This window comes from Ruminococcus flavefaciens, assembly GCF_900116855.1.
GTDB classification, from domain to species: domain Bacteria; phylum Bacillota; class Clostridia; order Oscillospirales; family Ruminococcaceae; genus Ruminococcus; species Ruminococcus flavefaciens_R.
Genome location: NZ_UETD01000010.1, coordinates 34,792 through 52,964, shown reverse-complemented (window position 1 = coordinate 52,964; position 18,173 = coordinate 34,792). Strand labels below are relative to the sequence as shown.

The following is an 18,173-nucleotide window of genomic DNA, read 5'->3' as shown; positions in this document are numbered from 1 at the left end:
ATGTTACCCTGCCTTTTGTTTATATTATAACAATGATTATTATGTAAAAAGGCGGTCATGCTGAAAGCACGACCGCCTGAAGTCGTTATTATTTAACGGATCACGAATTATTCGTTGATCTTTGTAACAACGCCTGAACCAACTGTTCTACCACCCTCACGGATAGCGAAACGGAGTCCTTCTTCGATAGCGATAGGAGTGATAAGCTCAACATCCATAGCAACGTTATCGCCGGGCATGCACATTTCCTTGTCTGCGGGAAGTGTAACAACGCCTGTAACGTCAGTTGTTCTGAAGTAGAACTGAGGTCTGTAGTTGTTGAAGAAAGGAGTATGACGTCCGCCCTCTTCCTTCTTCAGTACGTAAACCTGACCGCTGAACTTTGTATGGGGGTGAATTGAGCCGGGCTTACAGAGAACCTGTCCACGCTCAACCTGATCTCTTGTGATACCACGGAGAAGAGCACCAACGTTATCACCAGCCTCACAGAAGTCAAGAGTCTTTCTGAACATTTCAAGACCTGTAACAACTGTGTTGAGCTTCTCGTCAGAAAGACCAACGATCTCAACAGGCTCGTTAACGTTGAGCTTTCCACGCTCTACTCTACCTGTAACAACAGTACCACGACCGGAAATTGTCATAGTGTCCTCGATAGGCATAAGGAAAGGCTTAGCATCGTCTCTCTCAGGGCTGGGGATGTACTCATCAACAGCATCCATGAGGTCGAGGATGGGCTTGTAAGCGGGATCGCTGAGATCATCAGGAGCGTTAAGAGCTGCAAGAGCAGAACCCTTGATGATAGGTGTATCGTCGCCGGGGAAATCGTAGCTTGTGAGAAGGTCACGGATGTCCATCTCAACGAGCTCGAGGAGCTCCTCATCGTCAACCTGATCAGCCTTGTTCATGAATACAACGATTGCAGGAACGCCAACCTGACGAGCGAGAAGGATGTGCTCTCTTGTCTGAGCCATAGGACCATCAGAAGCAGCAACAACGAGGATAGCACCATCCATCTGAGCAGCACCTGTGATCATGTTCTTAACGTAGTCAGCGTGACCGGGGCAGTCAACGTGAGCGTAGTGACGCTTGTCTGTCTCGTACTCAACGTGAGCTGTATTGATTGTGATACCACGCTCTCTCTCCTCGGGAGCCTTATCGATCATATCGTAAGCCTCGTACTGAGCCTGACCCTTCAGAGCGAGAGTCTTTGTGATAGCAGCAGTAAGAGTTGTCTTACCGTGGTCAACGTGTCCGATTGTACCAATGTTTACATGGGGTTTGGTTCTTTCAAATTTAGCCTTAGCCATTGGGAAATTCCTCCTTAGAATAGATTTCAGAAATCTGTATATATTATTATACCAGATTATTTTGGTAAATTCAAGTGTTTCAGTAAAAAAATTATAGCTGAATCACATGATTTTGTAAATTATGCCCGTTTTACACAGTTTTCCGCATAAAACGGGCGGAAATTGCAATTAGTTCTTAGCTCTGTTAGCCATGATCTTCTCAGCGATGCTCTTAGGAACTTCCTCATAGCTGTGGGGCTCCATTGTGTACTGTCCACGACCCTGAGTATTTGAACGGAGGTCGCTTGTGTAACCGAACATTTCTGAAAGCGGAACGAGAGCATCTACCTGGATAGAACCGGATCTGGATTCCTGACCCTGGATCTGTCCACGACGTGAGCTGAGGTCACCGATAACTGTTCCGAGATACTCATCGGGAACGATAACTGCAACCTTCATAACAGGCTCCATGAGAACTGCGTTAGCCTGCTTGAGAGCTTCCTTGAACGCGATAGAACCGGCGATCTTAAATGCCATTTCAGAGGAGTCGACCTCGTGATATGATCCATCGTAAAGCTCTACCTTAACGTCAACTACTTCGTAGCCTGCAAGGATACCTGCCTTCATAGCGCCCTGGATACCTGCGTCAACAGCAGGGATGTACTCCTTGGGGATAGAACCGCCGACAACAGCGTTGGTGAACTCATAGCCCTTACCGGACTCGTTAGGAGACACACGGATCTTAACGTGACCGTACTGACCTGAACCACCGGACTGCTTCTTGTACTTGTAGTCGATGTCTGCGCTGCCCTTGATAGTTTCCTTATATGCAACCTGAGGAGCACCAACATTAGCCTCGACCTTGAACTCACGGAGGAGACGGTCAACGATAATGTCAAGGTGGAGCTCACCCATACCTGCGATGATAGTCTGACCTGTTTCCTCGTCAGTCCATGTCTTGAATGTAGGATCCTCTTCTGCAAGCTTTGCGAGAGCGATACCCATCTTCTCCTGACCAGCCTTTGTCTTGGGCTCGATAGCGAGCTGGATAACAGGCTCGGGGAATTCCATGGATTCGAGGATAATGGGGTGCTTTTCATCACAGAGTGTATCACCTGTAGTGGTGTTCTTGAGACCAACAGCAGCAGCGATATCGCCTGAGTAAACTGTTGTCAGGTCCTTTCTGTGGTTAGCGTGCATCTGAACGATACGGCCGAAACGCTCGCGGGTGTCCTTAGTAGCGTTGAGAACTGTGTCGCCCTGATTTACGACGCCTGAATATACACGGAAGAACGCAAGCTTACCAACGAAGGGGTCTGTTGCGATCTTGAATGCGAGAGCTGAGAAGGGCTCATCGTCTGAGGAAGGTCTTTCTTCCTCTGCCTCTGTATCGGGGTTAACGCCCTTGATAGCAGGAACGTCAAGGGGAGAAGGCATATAGTCGATGATAGCATCGAGGAGCTTCTGAACGCCCTTGTTCTTATATGAAGTACCGCAGGTAACAGGTACCATGTGGTTAGCAATTGTAGCCTTTCTGATGCAGGTCTTGATCTCTTCCTGTGTGAGCTCGCCCTCTTCAAAGTACTTCTCCATGAGAGCTTCGTCCTGCTCAGCAACGTGCTCAACCATCTCGTCGTGGTATTTCTGAGCAAGTTCCTTCATATCCTCGGGGATATCCTCAACCTTGATATCTGTACCGAGGTCGTTAGTGTAAATGTAAGCCTTCATCTCAACGAGGTCGATGATGCCTCTGAACTCGTCCTCAGCGCCAATGGGGAGCTGGATCGGAACAGCATTACACTTGAGTCTGTCCTTCATCATGTCGATAACATGATAGAAGTTGGCACCCATAATGTCCATCTTATTTACATAAGCCATACGGGGTACCTTGTAGTTATCAGCCTGTCTCCAAACGGTTTCAGACTGGGGCTCAACGCCGCCCTTAGCACAGAGAACTGTTACAGAGCCGTCGAGTACACGGAGTGAACGCTCAACCTCAACTGTAAAGTCAACGTGGCCGGGAGTGTCGATGATGTTAAGTCTGTGGCCTGCCCAGTAGCAAGTAGTAGCAGCAGAGGTAATTGTGATACCTCTCTCCTGCTCCTGCTCCATCCAGTCCATAGTAGCGGAACCTTCGTGTGTTTCACCGATCTTGTGGTTAACACCTGTGTAGAAAAGGATACGCTCTGTGGTAGTGGTCTTACCTGCGTCAATGTGGGCCATTATGCCGATATTTCTTGTATTTTCAAGTGAACAATCTCTTGACATAATTTACTCCTTTTACAATGACGCTTACCAGCGGTAGTGAGCAAACGCCTTGTTTGCCTCTGCCATCTTGTGTGTATCGTCGCGCTTCTTGCAGGCACCGCCTGTTCCGTTAAGAGCGTCGAGGATCTCACCTGCGAGTCTTTCCTTCATTGTCTTCTCGTTTCTCTCTCTGGAGTACTTAGTGATCCAGCGGAGTCCGAGAGTCTGACGTCTTTCGGGTCTTACCTCCATAGGTACCTGGTAAGTAGCACCGCCGAGACGGCGAGCCTTTACCTCGAGCTCAGGCATGATATTTTCCATAGCCTGCTCGAACACCTCAAGAGCGTCCTTGCCTGTCTTTTCAGCTACGATCTCAAATGCACCGTAAACTATTTTCTGCGCTACGCCCTTCTTACCGTCTAACATTATATTGTTGATGAGACGTGTAACGAGCTTTGAATTGTATACAGGATCCTGTAATACATCACGCTTTGCGATTTTACCTCTTCTTGGCATTTTCGCTTCCCTCCTTCATATAGATTGATGAATTCATAGGTACTCAAACCATATCGGTTACTGCCTTTATATCGGCATTGCTTCGCCGATAGGTGTGTCAGGAGCCAATGCAGAGGATCAATCGAACCAAATCTATATGATCTCCGCATTACCCTGCGGTAGTAGTTATCCTATTGATAATGAATGTACGGCTTTGATAGTCAGTCAGCCGCCGACTGATGTGAAGTAGCTCTTACTTCTGCTTGGGCTTCTTAGCACCGTACTTGGAACGAGCCTGGTTACGGTTAGCAACACCCTGAGCGTCGAGAGTACCTCTGATGATGTGGTAACGCACACCGGGGAGATCCTTTACACGTCCGCCTCTGATGAGAACAACGCTGTGCTCCTGAAGGTTGTGACCGATACCGGGGATGTAAGAAGTAACTTCGTAACCGTTTGTGAGCTTAACTCTTGCGATCTTTCTCATAGCTGAGTTAGGCTTCTTAGGTGTAGCAGTTCTTACAGCTGTGCAAACGCCTCTCTTCTGAGGTGAGCTGAGGTTGATCTGTACCTTCTTCTTTGCGTTGTAGCCCTTCTGGAGAGCAGGAGCTGTAGACTTGGTCTCGAGGTCCTTTCTACCCTTACGAACGAGCTGGTTAAATGTAGGCATATTTTTCCTCCTTTTCATATAATATAGTACGCGCTTACCCGCAAAAGGGTATAAAAACTGCGTACCGATATATTATAACCAAAAAAGCGCGGCTTGTCAAGGGGGAACCCTCAAAAGCCGCACTTTTTACTGATTTTTTGTTATTTTTCCCATTATTAACGGCTTTTCCGCCGTGGAGACTTAGCTATTATTTCAGCCATTCCCTGATATCGGTGATCTCTCCGCCGCCAGAAAGGTAAGCGTAGAACGCCAGTACCTTTGATGCGTCAACGGAGTCTATCCTGCCGCTCTCGTCCACATCGGCAGCTATCGCCTGTTTCTCGTCGAATTCGGAAGGTCTGTTTGATGAGAGCCTTGCGTACTCAGCGAGTATACCGCTGGCATCTACCGAATCCACCTTGCCGTCAAAGTTGATATCGCCCAGCTTCACATTAGTTCCGGCAGGAACCTGTTCATTCATGGTCGTAGTCACGGTAGTGGTGGTAGTCTCGGCAGTTGTCGTTGTCGTGGAGGTAGTGGTGGTCGTCGTTGTAGTGGTCTGCACATCAACAGTAAATCCTGCCCGTGCATATACCCACTGTCCCACAGCCTCATTGAATGACTTGTAGACCAGCTCAATGTTCTGTCTGCCGCCCACAGAGCTGTCAAAGCCCTGTATCTCGTACCTGTCGGGGTGCATAGCAGCCTCGTCCATACTGTGTATGAGAGTTTTTCCGCTGTCGCCGACATGGTAAACATTGACCGTCATTCCCGACAGCACGAAAGCCTCACCGATAGCATAGGACAGCTTATATGGCAGCCTTACTATCTCCATCTCCGCCGTATAATAGGGCGAAGCAGTGGTGGTGACGGTAGTCGTCGAAGTCGAGGTGGTGGTGGTGGTAGTTGACGTCGTCGTTGTTGTGGTAGTGGTAGTTGTTGTGGTAGTGGTGGTGGTCGTTGTAGTTGTTGTGGTCGCAGTGGAAGTAGTCACGACCGCACCCACAGTCATATTGAACTGAGCAGTGGCAGTTACGCCGTTCTCCGTGTAGCTGAGCCACATGGTGTATGTACCGTTTCTCCAGCTCTGATAATTGTCCGAGCGGGATATCCTGCTGTCAGTCATGGGAACTGTCTCTGAGACCTCCGAGCCGTCGCTGCTGATATGACCTATCTCCACCATACCGCCCTTCAGGTCGTAATAAGCGAACCTGTTGTAGCTTGTCTTGTCGGGAAGTGACACTATCCTTATGAAGGGCTGTGCCGCCTCGGTGGTCGTGGTCGTCGAGGTCGTTGTCTCCGTTGTTGTTGTGGTAGTAGTGGTTGTAGTGGTAGTCTCGGATGTGGTCGTAGTCGTTGTTGTTGTTGTCGTCGTGGTGGTAGTTGTGCTGGTCGTCGTAGTAGTTACGGGAGCCTTTACCTCCACCTCAAAGGAATCATACGATACCGAGCCCGAATAGGTGTAGCCGATTGTGATAGTGTATTTTCCCTCGCGGCTGCTGTCAAACTCGGTGTTGTTTACATATACGCTGTCGCGCCAGTATGAGATATCGTTCATGTCAAGGGGCTCAAGGACAGTGTCCTTATATGTGCCGTCACTCATGAACTCTCTGTACGAGCGCATTACGGTGCCGCCTGTCAGGTCAAGCTCCTCACCCACTGTATAGGTGGTCTTGTAGGGCGGACGTCCGACAGATACATTTGCGAATACGCTCTGCACCACAACTGTCGTTGTCGTAGTGACAGTGGTCGTGGACGTTGTAGTTGTCGTTGTTGTTGACGTCGTGGTAGTCGATGTTGTCGTGGTGGTGGTCGTCGTTGTCGTGGTAGTGGTGGTAGTTGTGCTGGTGGTCGTAGTAGTTACGGGAGCCTTTACCTCCACCTCAAAGGAATCATACGATACCGAGCCCGAGTAGGTGTAGCCGATTGTGATAGTGTATTTTCCCTCGCGGCTGCTGTCAAACTCGGTGGTGTTCACATAGGCGCTGTCGCGCCAGTATGAGATATCGTTCATGTCAAGGGGCTCAAGGACAGTGTCCTTATATGTGCCGTCACTCATGAACTCTCTGTACGAGCGCATTACGGTGCCGCCTGTCAGGTCAAGCTCCTCACCCACTGTATATGTGGTCTTGTAGGGCGGACGTCCCACAGACACATTTGCAAATACGCTCTGCACCACAACTGTCGTTGTCGTAGTGACAGTGGTCGTGGACGTTGTAGTGGTCGTAGTCGTTGACGTTATGGTAGTCGATGTTGTCGTTGTGGTGGTCGTGGTAGTTGTAGATGTGGTGGTAGTTGTGCTGGTGGTCGTAGTAGTTACGGGAGCCTTTACCTCCACCTCAAACGAATCATATGATACCGAGCCCGAATAGGTGTAGCCGATGGTGATGCTGTACTTTCCTGCACGGCTGCTGTCAAATTCAGACTTGTTCACATAAACTCCGTCACGCCAGTATGAGATATCGTTCATGTCAAGGGGCTCAAGGACAGTGTCCTTATATGTGCCGTCACTCATGAACTCTCTGTACGAGCGCATTACGGTGCCGCCTGTCAGGTCAAGCTCCTCACCTACGGTGTATGTGGTCTTGAACGGCTGCCTTCCCACAGCGACCTTGGCAGAAACGCTCTGCACAAAGGTGGTAGTGGTCGTAGTAGTTGTTGTTGCAGGAGCCTTTACCTCCACCGTAAGCTCCGCATACGCGGTAGAGCCCGACTTTGTATAGCCGAACACTATTTTGCAGAAGCCTGCATGAGTATTGTCGAAATCGTCCTTATTGGTGTAAACACCGTCCCGCCAGTAGGACATATCCGTCATATCCAGCTCCTCGAGCTCTCTTTCGATAGAGACGCCGTTGCTGAGAAACTCCGTATATGAACGTTTTATCTTACCGCCTGTCAGGTCAAGGGGTTCGCCGATACTGTAAGTGGTCTTATAGGGCTTTGCGGCAATTTCCACATTAGCCGATACGCTTACAACATACACCTCGGTAGTGGTGGTGGCAGATGTTGTAGATGTAGTTGTGGTCGTTGTGGTTGTGGTAGTGGTAGTGGTAGTCGTAGTAGTTGTTGTTGTCGATGTAGTGGTAGTGGTAGTGGTAGTGGTGGTCGTGGTTGTTGTGGTCGTCGTTGTAGTAGTCGTGGTCAGCTTTGTTGTAGTGGTTGTCGTGGGAACAGGCGGCTGACCGCTGAGCTTTTCAAATCTGTATCCCGAGTCCTTGGCATACTTTTCTGCCGTAGAGCCGCTGTAACCGCGGATGACTCCGCCGTATGAGCCTGTGCTGTTGGCATCGCTGTTGCAGACTGTGGTCGCACCGCCGACTATACTGCATGATGCATTCTGTATAGTCAGAGAGCTGAGCGAAGAACAGCCTCTCAGAGCATCTCTGCCGAGAGCTGTAACATTGACCGGGAGCTCAAGGGAGCTGAGTCCCGTACAGCGCTGGAAGGCGCCTCTGCTAATAGAAGTCACTGTTTTAGGTATGCTTATCGACCTCAGGTTGGAGCATTCGGAAAATGCTCCGGGTCCGACACTGGTTATACCCTCCGCAATAGTTACCGAGGATATCTGATTTCTCATATTGTACCACGGGACATCGCTGCTTTTACCCCAGCTCGCCATGTTTCCGCTTCCCGTGATAGAGAGCTTTCCGCCCTCAAGAGTCCATTTTGCATTAGTTCCGCAGGAACCCGATTCTCCGACATTTCCGCTGACGGGCTCTATGAGCTGAACAGCGGCGTCAGCCATGAGCTGCGGACTTGTAAAACCTGTAAATATCGCCATTATCGCCGCCATTATCGCGGCTATCAGTTTATTCATGCATATTTCTCCATTCCAAGAGAAGGAACGTTCAGCGGACCCTCTCTTTAATTTCCCCTATGCATTCCCCTAACACTGAATGGTTATTTGCTGCTTAAAAACTCCGATATAGACTTAGGTTCCTCTTTAGTTGAAGAAAGATAAGCGTAATATGACAGTATCTTTGAAGCGTCAACTGCATCTGTCATTCCGTTCAGATCAACGTCAGCTGCTTTGAATTCTCTGTCATCAAATGATCTTGGACGGTTTGAGGAGACCCTTGCGTACTCAGCAAGCACCTTGCTTGCGTCAACTGCGTCTATCATACCGTCATTAGTGACATCGCCGAGGGTATATCCCGTAACAGGAGGCTCAGGCGTTGTAGTGGTCGTTGTAGTAGTAGTGGGTGGAACGGTAGTTGAAGTAGTAGTTGCAGAAGATGTGGTAGTGGAAGTTGTAGTGGTCGTTGATGTGGTAGTAGTTGTTGTTGAAGTAGTAGTTGTTGTAGATGTGGTCGTAGTAGCGGATGTTGTCGATGTTGTTGTGGATGTAGTGGTAGATGTGATAACAGGCTCGTCTCCCAGCAGAGCAAAGCGGTAGCTGTTATTCTTGGCATATTTTTCAGCAGTAGAGCCGCTGACGCCATAAATGGTACCGCCGAATGAGCCCGATCCGTCTGACTCACTGTTGGAGATGGTCGTGCTGCCGCCGACTATATTGCAGTCTTTGTTGTGTATTGAGATAGAACTCAGCGCAGAACACTCTTTGAAGGCATCTCTGCCGACAGTAGCGATATTGCTTGGCAGATCGATGGATGAAAGCGATGTACACTTCTGGAAAGCGCCTCTGCTGATACTGGTGACAGTCGAGGGGATGCTTATCCTGCTCAGATTAGGAAAATCAGCAAAAGCACCGGGACCGATGGTAGTTATACCCTCGGCGATCTCGACGGATCTTACGGCATCCCTGTATTTATACCAGGGCGTATCAGTGTTCATTGCCCATGATGCCATAGGGCCTGTGCCGCCTATTGAGAGCTTGTCGCCGCTGAGAGTCCATGTTGCGTTCTTGCCGCATACACCTGACTGGTCTTCGGTGACCTTTTCCTCTGTGGCGATGCCCGCAACCAGCTTCGTCCCCACAGCACCAACGGTCAGAGCCGAAGAAGCCGTGATACAGATAGCTGCCGAAAGAGCAGCTGCCAATAGCCTTTTCATGTTTTTATTCCTCCTATTTTAATATTTATATATTCAAGTCCTGCTCAGCGCCCCAAGCGTCACAGGACTCAGAATCTTACCTTCTTCTCGGCACGAACAGCATAATGAGGGGGTATATCTCAAGACGTCCCAGCAGCATATCGAAGCAGAGGACCACCTTTGAGAAGGCATTGAGGCCGCCCAGATTTCCCGCAGGACCGAAGCGTCCCACGCCGAAGCCTATGTTGTTCATGCAGGTGATAACAGCAGAAGCCGATTCCTCAATGGTAAAGCCGTTAAGTGTTACCAGCAGCACGGAAATGCACATGAGCATGATAAAGAGTATGAGATAGTTGCTTACTCCGCGGACAACGTCCTTTTCCACGGGCTTTCCGTCCATTTTTACTGTGGCAACAGCACGGGGATTGGTGATGTATTTCAGTTCCTTGATACCCGTCTTTATGAGTATCATTATACGGGATACCTTCATACCGCCGCCTGTGGAGCCTGCGCAGGAGCCCACGAACATGAGCATGAGCAGCAGGGTCTGGGAGAATACGGGCCATTTTGCCGTATCCGTAGTAGAGAAGCCTGCGGAGGTTATGGTGGAAGCCACCATAAAGAAGGTATGTCTGAGGGTATCGCCCACGCCGTCGTACAGCTTGTGTACGTTTATGGCGATTATAGCCGTAGCTGCGATGATGACTCCGAAATAGGTCCTTACCTCCTCATTCTTCGTAGCAAGCGAGAACTTCCTTATTATAAGGTAGTAGTAAAGGTTGAAGTTGACGCCGAAAAGGATGATGAAAATGGCGACGACCATTTCTATATACACGCTGTTATAGTGTCCGATGCTGTCGCCCCATATGGAGAAGCCGCCCGTACCTGCGGATGAGCAGGCGTGGATAACAGCGTCATACAGCGGCATACCGCCGCAGAGCAGCAGCACAGCCTCGGAAACTGTCAGCGTGATGTATATGCCGTAGAGGATACGCGCCGAAAATCTTGATTTTGACACAAGACGTCCCACCTTGGGACCTGCGCACTCCGCCCTCATCATGTGCATTGTACGGGAATCGTTGCTTGACATGATGGCGAGCACGAACATGAGGACTCCCATACCGCCCAGCCAGTGGGTAAAGGCGCGCCAGAAAAGGCAGGAGCGGGACATGGCTTCCACGTCCTCAAGGATAGTAGCGCCCGTGGTAGTGAAGCCCGAAACGGTCTCAAAGAGAGCACTTGGATAGTCGGGAATCTCACCCGATATAACGAAGGGCAGGGCGCCGATGCAGGACATGGTCACCCATGAGGCAGCAACGCTGACGAAGCCCTCCATTGAGAATACTGAATTGTTTTTCGGCTTTTTGATAGTGAATATAATGGCGATAGCCATTGTGATGAGAAACGGTATGCCGAAGGAAGCGACCACATGGTCTTCCCCGTAAATAAACCCTACTAATATGGGAAGAAGCATAAAGAGTCCCACGACCTTCAGGATCTGTCCCATAATATATGATATCATTCTGTAATTCATAGTCTAAGCTGTGCACTCCTCAGTCGAAAATATTGCTAAGGTCGTGCATACCCTTGGTGGTGGTAACAACAACAACGCTGTCGTTCACCTTCAGGCAGTCATCTCCCTTGGGGATAATAAGCTCATTGCCTCTGACGATACTTGCGATAAGGATACCGCTGCGGAGCTTGAGCTTTTTCAGCGGAACTCCCACATAGTCCTTTTCATCGCGGACAACGAACTCGATAGCCTCCAGTCGCTCGTTCACCAGTCTGTACAGAGTGGTGACGCTGTTGCCCATTGAGTTCTGTCTTGCGCGGACATACTGGAGTATCTGGTTTACGGTGATAGTCTTGGGTGAGATGATACTGTCAAGGTCGAGGGTGTCGGAAAGCTGCATGAGGGACATCCTGTTGACCTTGGTGACCACCTTTTCCACGCCGTTGTTCTTGGCGAGGAGCGAGAGGAGGATATTCTCCTCGTCTATGCCTGTGAGGGTGACCACAGCGTCCGCGTCGTAAACGCGCTCCTCCTCGAGGATATCGTGGTCGGTGCCGTCGGCGCAGGAGATATCCACCTTGTTGAGCCTGTCTGAGAGCTCAAGGCAGCGCTCGTGGTCTATCTCGATTATCTTGACCTTGACGCCCATTTCTATGAGCTGCTGAGCGAGGTGATAAGCAACTCGTCCGCCGCCTATGAGAACCGCGGACTTTACGCGCTTTTCGCGGTAAGCAGCACTTATGCTCTTGAAAAACTTGACCATATTGCTGTGAGAAGCGGTCATGTGTATCTTGTCACCTGCGCGGAGCACGAAGTTTCCGTTGGGGATAGTGAGCTCATCGCCGCGCTGAACAGCACAGATGAGCACATCCAGTCTCATGCGTCTTGAGAGCTGGCTGAGAGCCACACCGTCAAGGATACTTCCGCTGGTAATGCGTATCTCGGTGAGGTCCACCCTGCCCTTTGCAAATGACTCTATATTGATAGCCTCGGGATAGCGAAGTACCTTAGCTATCTCGTTAGCAGCGTTATAGTCGGGATTTACCATCATACTGATACCCAGCTCCTCACGCATGAATACCAGCTGCTTGTCGAATTCGGGGCTGCGCACACGGGCAATGCAGTGGCGTGCGCCCATTTTTTTAGCGATAAGACAGGAGAGGATATTCACCTCATCCGAAGCCGTAACAGCAATGAAGATATTGCACTTGTCCACATTAGCCTCCGCCAGTATCTCGGTCTGAAGGCAGTTGCCGGCAATGCCCATTACGTCATAGTCATTGGTAGCCGCATCAACGAGGCTTTCCTTTTTATCAATTATGGTCACATTGTGTTCGTCGTTCAGCACATCGGCGAGGGCGGTACCCACCTTGCCGCAGCCTACAATAATAATATCCATAATCCCTCCGTAGTTGATATAGATGAAGCTCCTGAGCCATTGGGAAACAGCGCAGAGAGAGCTTTTTCAGAGTATGTGCGAGGCACTTGAAGGGCACTCACATTTCAGCTCCCGACATTTCGGGAAACAGCGGCTGTAAATGCCCACATTAATTATAATCCGACAGTACGCTTTTGTCAACTGCATAAATCAAAATTTATCATAATGTAGGGGACGCCGCCCTCGGCGTCCCGTTGGGAGTGTAATATATCTCGCGGGACGCCGAGGGCGGCGTCCCCTACATTAGCTAACGGCTAAGGGCTAAGGGCTCAAATCATAATTTTGCTCCGCAAAATTATGATTTGTACATCTCCTCCAGCCATTTTATCAGCTGGTCGAAGCCCTCCTGTGTGCGGTCAAACTCGGCTTCATGCTCTATCTCCGCCTTCATGGAGCAGAGCCTGCCGTGCCATGTCATGCATTTCAGCTTCTCGCCGTTGGCTATTTTATAGGCGAAATCGCCCTTGCTGCCCGAGAAGTCGTTACCACTCTCGAAGTAGTAGAATTTGGGTATCTCGAATATTTCGGAAACGCTCATTGATTTTTCCCCCTTTCAAAGAAGTCCACAGCCATATCAAGGCTGTCGTAAACTGCCGAGAGCAGGGGCTTTATCTCCTCATCGGGCTGTGTCATATCGGGTATCATCACCGCAAAGCAGCCTGCCGCATGGGCAGCCTTTATGCCGTTGGGCGAGTCCTCAAAGGCAGCGCACTGCCGCGGAGGAAGTCCCAGTTCCTTTGCGGCGGTAAGGTAAATATCGGGAGCCGGCTTGCCTGTTTCTATCATGTCACCGCAGATGACCGCCGAGAAATAGTCCGCCGCGCCGATCGTCCTGAGATACTCAACAGTCCTCTCGCGGGGAGTAGCCGTAGCCACAGCCATTTTTATCCCCTTTCCGCGGAGGTAGTCCAGCAGGGTGAAAAGTCCCTTTTTGACCTCGATGCCGTGCTCCTTTATGTATTCGTTCATGAGCTCGGTGCGGTGAGCTCTTATGTCCTCGGTAGGACAGTCCTCGCCGAAAATGCCCTTGAGCAGCGGAATCGAGAACTTTCTCGCCATGCTCCGCATGGAGTAAACGTGCTCGGGAGTCATATCATAGCCGAAGTCCTTGGCTGCCAGTATCCAGAATTTGAGATAGAGCTTCTCGGTGTCTATCATGAGACCGTCCATATCGAAAATAGCGCCTTTAATATTATTCATTCAAATTATCCTTTTTAGTTGTTAGTGCTTAGTGATTAGTGCTTAGCAGGGTGAAAAATGTCCGCCTCCGCTGTAATTATGCATTATGAATTATGAATTATGCATTATCTTATAAAGTGTGTGGGCTGCCACGGTTCCTTCTCGGGGATGCCGTATTTCTCCCTGCCGAGGGCGATGGACTTCATAAGGAAGCTCATATTCCTTGCAAGGACCCTCATGGTCTGGAGTCCCTCTGCGTCCTGAGCCGCCTCGCCCTTTTCTCTGCCGTGGAGGATATTCCAGTACTGGCTGGAAGCCACGGGCATACCGCTTATGGTGAAGTACTTGTTCAGCTCATCGAAAGTAGCGCTGCAGCCGCCGCGTCTTGCCACGGCAACAGCTGCCCCCACCTTCATGGTCTTGTCAAAGTGAGTGCTGTAGAAAAGTCTGTCCAGACAGGCAACGAGAGTAGCGTTTGCAGAGGCGTAGTACACGGGAGAAGCAGCGATGAGACCGTCAGCCTCCTCAAACTTGGGAGCCAGCTCATTCACCACATCATCGAACACGCATTTACCCTTTTCAGCGCAGCTTCCGCAGGCAACGCAGCCTCTTACAGCCTTGTTTCCCACCTGACAGACCTCGGTCTCTATGCCCTCCTGAGCGAAGATCTTTACCATTTCATCTATTGCGAGGGAAGTATTCCCGTTAACTCTGGGGCTTCCGTTAAGTATAAGTACTTTCATTGTAATTCTCCTTTACACTAAACGCCCTCGGCGCTCTGAAAACACGCATTTATCATGAAGGATAGAGGGCGGAATGAACTCCGCCCTCACTCCTATGTTTCAGAATTATTACCATTCTATCATCCAGCTGTACATACCCTCATACTGGCTTGCGGAGCTGTTCCATGAGAAGTCCTGCTCCATAGCACGCTGCACCATCTTGTCCCACTGCTTGCGGTGGTTGTAGTAGATGTGCTTGGAGTAGTTGATAACTCCCAGCATCTCGTCGCCGTTATAGTTAGCGAATGAGAAGCCGTTGCCTGTTCCGTCAAATTCGTTATACGGGGTAACAGTGTCCTTGAGACCGCCTGTCTCGCGGACGATGGGCAGAGTTCCGTAGCGGAGAGCTATGAGCTGAGTAAGTCCGCATGGCTCAAACAGTGACGGCATGAGCATAGTATCAGCCGCAGCATAGAGCTTATGAGCCAGATCATCGGAGTAGAGTATATTCGCGGACACTCTCTCGGGGTACTTCCACTGATAGTGCTTGAACATATTCTCGTATCTGGGGTCGCCTGTGCCGATGATGACGAACTGAGTATTCTCGTCGCAGATACGCTCGATAGCATAGTTAACGAGGTCGAGACCCTTCTGGTCGGTGAGACGGGAGATTATAGCTATCATATACTTGTTCTCGTCAACGGGAAGTCCCAGCTGCTCCTGAAGCTTTTTCTTGTTCTCAGCCTTTTTCGCCTTGACGTTTTTGACGGTGAACTCCGCAAATATCTTCTTGTCATTTGCAGGGTCAAAGACCTTATAGTCGATACCGTTGAGGATACCTCTCAGCGAAGCCGACCTTGCACGGAGAAGTCCGTCAAGCTGCTCGCCGTAGAAGGGATACTTTATCTCCTCGGCATAGGTCTCGGACACAGTGGTGATATAGTCCGCATAGACCAGACCGCCCTTGAGCATATTTGCATTATTGTGGAACTCCAGCTTATCCGATGTGAACATATAATCGGGAAGAGCCGTGTTGTACTTGAATGTATCTATATCCCATACGCCTTGGAATTTCAGGTTATGGATAGTCATTATGGTCTTGGTGGAGCTGAAGAACGGGTTTGTGGCAAAGGCGGAGTGCAGGAAAACAGGTATCATAGAAGCCTGCCAGTCGTGACAGTGTATGATATCGGGGCGGAAGCCTATAACAGGCAGTATCGCCAGCACAGCCTTGCAGAAGAAGGTGAACCTCTCTATATCCCATTTCAGGTCGGGAGAATAGGGACTGTCGCATTTGAAGTAATACTCGTTATCCACGAAATAGAAGGTGATACCGTTGTATTCATACTCCATGATGCCGACATGGACGCCCTCGCTCCTCATGCCATAGTCCATATAGAAGTGATGAACGTACTTGAATTCGTTCCTGTACTTATCCGGTATGCAGGTGTAATAAGGCATAATGACTCTGACGTCGAACTTTTTCTTGTCGATGTACTGCGGAAGTGCGCCTACAACGTCGGCAAGACCGCCCGTCTTAATAAAGGGAACGCACTCGGAAGCGGCGAATAGAATATTGTTCATAGCATATCTCCTTACCATTGTATTTGTTACAGCGTACACCTGTAACCTTACTAATATTATATACTAATTTCTGCCAATAGTCAACACGAAAATATGAACATTGCACAGCGGGCGGAAACACTGTGAATATCAACAATAGTATTAGCAATAATTTGTTTACTAAGTCGAATTTCAAAAAAACTTTTTTATTATACAACGGTTTTCCATTGTTTCCGCCCCCTTTTCGGACTGCTTATGAAGGGGGATGATAAAAAACCGAGCCCATGATAACAGGCTCGGCATAAAAATATTCTGTTTTGGCGCAGCTGAATTATCAGTTCTCTTTGAGGTAATCCGTAAAGCTCATATCACCGCCGCCCGAGAGGTAAGCGTAGAAAGCCAGCACCTTTGAAGCGTCAACAGCGTCGATCTTTTTGTCGCCGTTCACATCGCAGACCGCTTGATCCTGCTCCGTGGGAACAGTTCCGCCCGTTGAGATAGAAGCGTACTTTGCGAGGATATTTGAAGCATCAACGGCGTCTATCTTGCCGTCGCCCGTGAAGTCGCCAAGTGCCTTTGAGGTCTGCACAGGGACAGTTGTGGTAGTCACGGGAGCCTTTGAGGTAACTGCGGTGGTCGTTGTATTCTTAGCGGTAGTCGTGGTCTTTGCAGGTGCCTTTGTCGTGGAAGTTGTGGTAGTTTTGGGCTTTGCTGTGGTGGTAGTTGTAGTAGTAGAGGTTGTGGTGGTAGTGGTCGTTGTGGTCGTGGTTGTGGTTGTTGTAGTGGTCGATGATGTGGTTGTGGTAGTTTCGGGCTCGTCTTTCAGAGCTTCAAACTTATAGCCGTATTTCTCGGCATACGCCTGAGCGGTAGAACCTTCATAGCCGTAGATTGTTGCGTTTTTAGTATATACTCCCTTAACCTCACCAATTGCAAAAGTGGATTCACTATCAAATATACCACATGAGGGGTTCAATATAGTAATTGCTTCAATACTATTTCCAATACCATGTCTTTCTTCTATAATTTCAACATTCTTTGGAAAAACTATTTTTTTAACAGCAGAACTTCCTAAATTTACCTCTGATTGAATTTGTTTTACATTATCTGGTATAATCAAAGTTTCAGTTTTGCAATTCTCAGCTGTGATAAAACAGTCATTAATAATCAAAATCTCTTCTGTATTATTTTTCAGCCATTTTGTCCCACCTATTGCACTATGCGCTATATAACTAATTGAATCAGGAAAATTAATATCAGCTAATTTATAACAATTAAAAAAAGCGTATTCATCAATTATTTTAATACTATCAGGTAATTCTACTGACAAGATCTTGCTATTTTTTTCAAAAGACCTTGCGCAAATACAAAAGACACCGTCCGGAATAATAACATTGCCTTCTGCTGCTTGACCATCAATCAAAATATTATTGACAATAACAAGCGGATTTTTTATTCTTTCATTTTCTAACCATTTTGTTCCTTTAAAAGCGTTTTCTTTAATTTGATTAACATTATTAGGTATTATAACATCTTCCAAATTATAACAATTGATAAATGCCCCTTTTCCTATACTATTTACGTTATTTGGCAATATTATCTTCTTGAAACGACAACCACAAAAAGCATAATCACCTATTATTGTTAATGCCTCAGGAATATTAATATCTGTTATCATTGGATTATTAAAAGCATATTCGCGTATTTCCGTAATTGTGTCTGGCAACTTTATTTTTGTGATTTTATGGTTTTTTTGAAACGCTTGTCTTTCTATAATCGTAACATTAACGTCATTAACTTTTTCAAGTATAATCAATTCGCTTTCAGCATTTTCATCACAGCCAATAACCTCTGCATGGTCGCTGTAAACATTATACTTTATCCCATTTTCCTCAACTTCGGTATAATACTGCTCCTCCGCTACTGCTGAAAAGCTATCGGGAGAATAGTAAGCCGCCGTCTGTACAGCGCCGCATGAAATTGCCAAAGCAAGAGCTGCCGCAAACAACTTCTTAAATTTCATATAAAGACCTCCTGTTCCCTATAGTGGGTTGTATACACTAACATTATACCACATTCCGCGGCTTCA

13 protein-coding genes and 1 pseudogene are annotated in these 18,173 nt (G+C 48.5%); all 14 read right to left on the bottom strand.

The window, feature by feature from the left end:
- Positions 1–107: 107 nt before the first annotated feature.
- Positions 108–1,307 carry an elongation factor Tu gene (gene tuf / locus DSZ37_RS11440; protein ID WP_028519684.1) on the bottom strand — a complete coding sequence of 400 codons (1,200 nt, stop codon included), beginning with the start codon at positions 1,305–1,307 and terminating at the stop codon, positions 108–110.
- Positions 1,308–1,475: 168 nt separating this feature from the next.
- Positions 1,476–3,554, bottom strand: a complete 2,079-nt coding sequence (gene fusA / locus DSZ37_RS11435) for an elongation factor G (RefSeq protein ID WP_109727033.1) — start codon at positions 3,552–3,554, stop codon at positions 1,476–1,478.
- 24 nt (positions 3,555–3,578) lie between these two features.
- Positions 3,579–4,049 carry a 30S ribosomal protein S7 gene (gene rpsG / locus DSZ37_RS11430; RefSeq protein WP_009983569.1) on the bottom strand — a complete coding sequence of 157 codons (471 nt, stop codon included), beginning with the start codon at positions 4,047–4,049 and terminating at the stop codon, positions 3,579–3,581.
- 232 nt (positions 4,050–4,281) lie between these two features.
- Complete coding sequence (rpsL, locus tag DSZ37_RS11425) at positions 4,282–4,698, bottom strand: 30S ribosomal protein S12 (protein ID WP_028519682.1); 417 nt, start codon at positions 4,696–4,698, stop codon at positions 4,282–4,284.
- Between the two features lie 187 nt (positions 4,699–4,885).
- Entirely contained in the window at positions 4,886–8,494 is a 3,609-nt protein-coding gene (locus DSZ37_RS17740; RefSeq protein WP_181380306.1) for a leucine-rich repeat protein, read from the bottom strand.
- A gap of 83 nt (positions 8,495–8,577) precedes the next feature.
- Positions 8,578–9,690, bottom strand: a complete 1,113-nt coding sequence (locus DSZ37_RS11395; RefSeq protein WP_109727032.1) for a leucine-rich repeat protein — start codon at positions 9,688–9,690, stop codon at positions 8,578–8,580.
- 76 nt (positions 9,691–9,766) lie between these two features.
- Positions 9,767–11,203: a TrkH family potassium uptake protein gene (locus DSZ37_RS11390; protein WP_109727031.1), complete on the bottom strand. Its 1,437-nt coding sequence runs from the start codon at positions 11,201–11,203 to the stop codon at positions 9,767–9,769.
- A 19-nt stretch (positions 11,204–11,222) separates the two neighbouring features.
- The gene (trkA, locus tag DSZ37_RS11385) at positions 11,223–12,581 is read right to left on the bottom strand and encodes a Trk system potassium transporter TrkA (protein ID WP_109727030.1); all 1,359 of its coding nucleotides are present in this window, start codon (positions 12,579–12,581) and stop codon (positions 11,223–11,225) included.
- Between the two features lie 334 nt (positions 12,582–12,915).
- On the bottom strand, positions 12,916–13,158 hold the full coding sequence (locus DSZ37_RS11380) for a hypothetical protein (RefSeq protein ID WP_109727029.1): 243 nt from the start codon (positions 13,156–13,158) through the stop codon (positions 12,916–12,918).
- Positions 13,155–13,820 carry an HAD family hydrolase gene (locus tag DSZ37_RS11375; protein WP_109727028.1) on the bottom strand — a complete coding sequence of 222 codons (666 nt, stop codon included), beginning with the start codon at positions 13,818–13,820 and terminating at the stop codon, positions 13,155–13,157. Before DSZ37_RS11375 ends, DSZ37_RS11380 begins: the two co-directional genes overlap by 4 nt.
- A gap of 104 nt (positions 13,821–13,924) precedes the next feature.
- Positions 13,925–14,542, bottom strand: coding sequence for a flavodoxin family protein (locus DSZ37_RS11370; protein ID WP_109727027.1), 618 nt, complete (start codon positions 14,540–14,542; stop codon positions 13,925–13,927).
- Positions 14,543–14,650: 108 nt separating this feature from the next.
- Complete coding sequence (glgA, locus tag DSZ37_RS11365; protein ID WP_109727026.1) at positions 14,651–16,105, bottom strand: glycogen synthase GlgA; 1,455 nt, start codon at positions 16,103–16,105, stop codon at positions 14,651–14,653.
- 313 nt (positions 16,106–16,418) lie between these two features.
- Complete coding sequence (locus DSZ37_RS18005; protein WP_242978621.1) at positions 16,419–17,060, bottom strand: dockerin type I domain-containing protein; 642 nt, start codon at positions 17,058–17,060, stop codon at positions 16,419–16,421.
- Between the two features lie 9 nt (positions 17,061–17,069).
- Positions 17,070–18,107: pseudogene (locus tag DSZ37_RS18240) on the bottom strand (leucine-rich repeat domain-containing protein); the annotation flags it as partial.
- Positions 18,108–18,173 lie beyond the last annotated feature (66 nt).